This window comes from Pseudoclavibacter sp. JSM 162008 (genome assembly GCF_041366455.1).
GTDB lineage: Bacteria > Actinomycetota > Actinomycetes > Actinomycetales > Microbacteriaceae > Pseudoclavibacter.
Genome location: NZ_JBEWYX010000038.1, coordinates 1 through 2746 on the forward strand (window position 1 = coordinate 1; position 2746 = coordinate 2746).

Consider the following 2746-nt stretch of genomic DNA (forward strand, 5'->3'; position numbering starts at 1 on the left):
CTGACGAGGACCGCCCCTCCCGCAACAAGGCCCAGAACTTTCGCTTACGCTCCCGCGCAGCATCGTTCGCCGGCATCCAGCCACCCCTTACTCATCAGGGTGTTGCGACGACCAACAGAAACCACCCATGGGTTTCGAAACGCACATCCGACCGGGAGCTGTCCGTACTCAATCGTTGGTAAGTTCCCCGCTGGTACCGGTTCCATCGGGGCTGGTGATCTCGAATCTCGTTGGATAGAAATCGGAGCGGGGCTCACTCACTGCTTGGAGGGTAGCGACTGCAGTGGCTGGGTCCGTGCTTTCGATTGTGATGCGCGGATAGACAGTGTGTTCGCTCGGCGGGGCTGCTGAAATCGAGGTGACTGTGGGGTCTTCGCGCAGCGTCGAGATGGCGTCAAGCAGGCCTGATGAGGGCCAGTCAGCGGTTGCCACAACGGTCGTGTCGGGAAGATCGCGCGTCGCCACCCATGTGGTCGCGACCACCGCGTCTTCGGGGAGGTGGGGTATCCCGAGTTGGCGGGCGCTGGAGACTGCCTCGTGGACGTCGAGGCGCGGCGTGGCCATGAGGTCGAGGCCTGTGTCGAACTCACTTTGGCTCACGCTAGTGATCCCGTGAACGGTTCGCATCGAGGCTGCAGCTGCTGCCGCGTAGTCGTCGAGTTGCCTTAGGGAGACCGATGCGCCCGAGTCTGTGGCGGGGAAGTTCAGCCGGAGGTTCAGGGTTGCGGCGCCAAGGTCGGCTGGTGAGAATGCAGCGCCAAGATCGTTCTGTAGGGTCTCGATCGTGTCAGGAGATTCTGCGTCGACGCGGACCGTGATTTCCCACACGTCACGGACGACCTGATCTTTGATCTCCACCTCACGGATGTCAGTCGTTACGGCGTTGACGCCAGGTATCTCTTGAGCTGCTTCTGCGAGTGTCGTTGCCGCAGTGTTGACCTCGGATGGCGGCGGGTTCAACGGTGAGCAGCCGGTGAGTAGGAGGCTAGAGCTCGCGGCCGCCAGTGCAAGCGTCATTGTTCCGCGGCTTGTTATTACGCTGCGCACTCCATGTTCGGGGCGTGCGTCGCCGGCGGTTCTCGCGTGTGAACTCATGAGATCGAACCTAGTTTGCTCGGCACTTGAAGTTGCTTCCTGCGGGGACGATGTGGCTAACGATCTGATGTCCCCGATGAGACTAGCGTCACAGCTGGATCACGCTCGTCCGTTGAGAATCTCGAACGGCGACGACCATGCAGACGCGTCGCTGCTGCCCCTCCCCCGGTTCCCTGGTGAGACATCTCAAAACCCATGGGTTTTGCGGCTGTGGGTCTGTGAAACGTGGTACGTGTTGAGTCCACCTCTGACCGCAAGCTTCCGGGGAGTTCTGGCGGAACCGTGATGCTGTCAGTTGAGCGAAGTGATGAACCTCGTCGGGCCAACGTGTGGCGTTCTATTCGAGTTTTCCTTTTACGAGTCGCGTCGTCGTTGCGAGATCGCGCTCAGGGTCAACGCTGCCGCACTGAGCGCGCATGTGATTGCTGCGAGCGCCCAGAAATTCGTATCAAGCGGGCCGTGGTCGCCGCCTGAGCTGAACGTGTCCGCAATACGCCAAGCGGGCCCCAGGCTGCCAAAGACGTAAAGCGGAGCGTTAGCGATCGAGAGCCCAAGGTAGGCGCCCGCGGCGGTCGTTGCGCTGATCGGTGTCCCCGAAATTACGGAGAAGCACAGTGCTAGGGCGGCGAGGGGAACGATGGCAAGGAGTATTGCGGCACCAATGAGGGCGGTTCCGCCACGTGACTCAGCCACTTGGGCCCATACTTCGGCTACGGGTAAACCAGGCGCGGCCGAGGCTGGATTTCTGTAGAACACTGACACGAACCCCGTGGCGGAGGCCATCAGCAGGAAGAGGGTCAGGGCTACAGCAACGATTTTTGTCGACGGTCCGGTGACTGACTTCGTGCTGGACATAGTGGCTGGCCTCTCCTGTCATGCTGGACCCTCTGCATGCGGCTCGAGAGTGTCAGTTGGGCTAGGTTGTGCTGGCGTGCGATTCTAAAAATGGAACCTTGGTAGCGGGCAGTGCCGTGACCCGGCTCTAGGGTACGGCGACCTCGTGAGCTCCATCTCAAGATTCAAGGAGTGATCCGCTCCGGATGCCTCGGTGAGATATTTCAGAACCCATGGGTTGTGAGATTCAGAGAGCCCAGTGCTCTGCGGGTCGCATCTCCTCGTCGAGGAGCGTGATGAGCCACCCGGTGAGGTTCTTGTCGCCCTCGCGCGCTTTGAGGCTGTCGGGCCCGTACCAGCCGGTTGCTCCAGCTGGAGGGTCGTGTTTCGCCAGCTCGCGTTGCTCTTTTTCTCGTTGCGGGTTTCGCGTGTTGCGTGTCGTGAGAACTTCCTCGAGATGGACTGATCCTGGGTCTGGACGAAGAATCTGTTCTCGATCACTCGTCAGGGCGAGCCTGACGTAGACGGCGCTTATCGAAGCGACGGTCCCGCAAATCGACCAGGGCGACGCGCTGAGCAGTGGAGCGTATTGGTCGAAGTGCCACGGGATTTCGTCGAGCTCGTTGCCGTAGTACTGCCGGGTCACCCTCTCGGCGAGGCGTTCGATTCGGTCGCCGACCGCGATGGCCTCGGGCCTTGACCCTCGATCGTGGACACGGTGTCGGTTCGGTTATGCCGCTTCCGCGAGGGTAGCGGATGTGGTCGCCGTGTAGGCGGTCTCGTAGCTGTTCGGGGTGATTTGGCCGATCGCGGAGTG

At 61.1% G+C, this 2746-nt stretch carries 2 protein-coding genes; both read right to left on the reverse strand.

What is annotated here, in order from left to right; all coding sequences use genetic code 11:
• Positions 1-168 precede the first annotated feature (168 nt).
• Positions 169-1017 (reverse strand): hypothetical protein, encoded by an 849-nt coding sequence (locus ABVF28_RS17145; protein WP_371031447.1) that lies wholly within the window; start codon positions 1015-1017, stop codon positions 169-171.
• Between the two features lie 1159 nt (positions 1018-2176).
• Positions 2177-2575, reverse strand: a complete 399-nt coding sequence (locus ABVF28_RS17150; protein WP_371031448.1) for a hypothetical protein — start codon at positions 2573-2575, stop codon at positions 2177-2179.
• Positions 2576-2746: the final 171 nt, after the last annotated feature.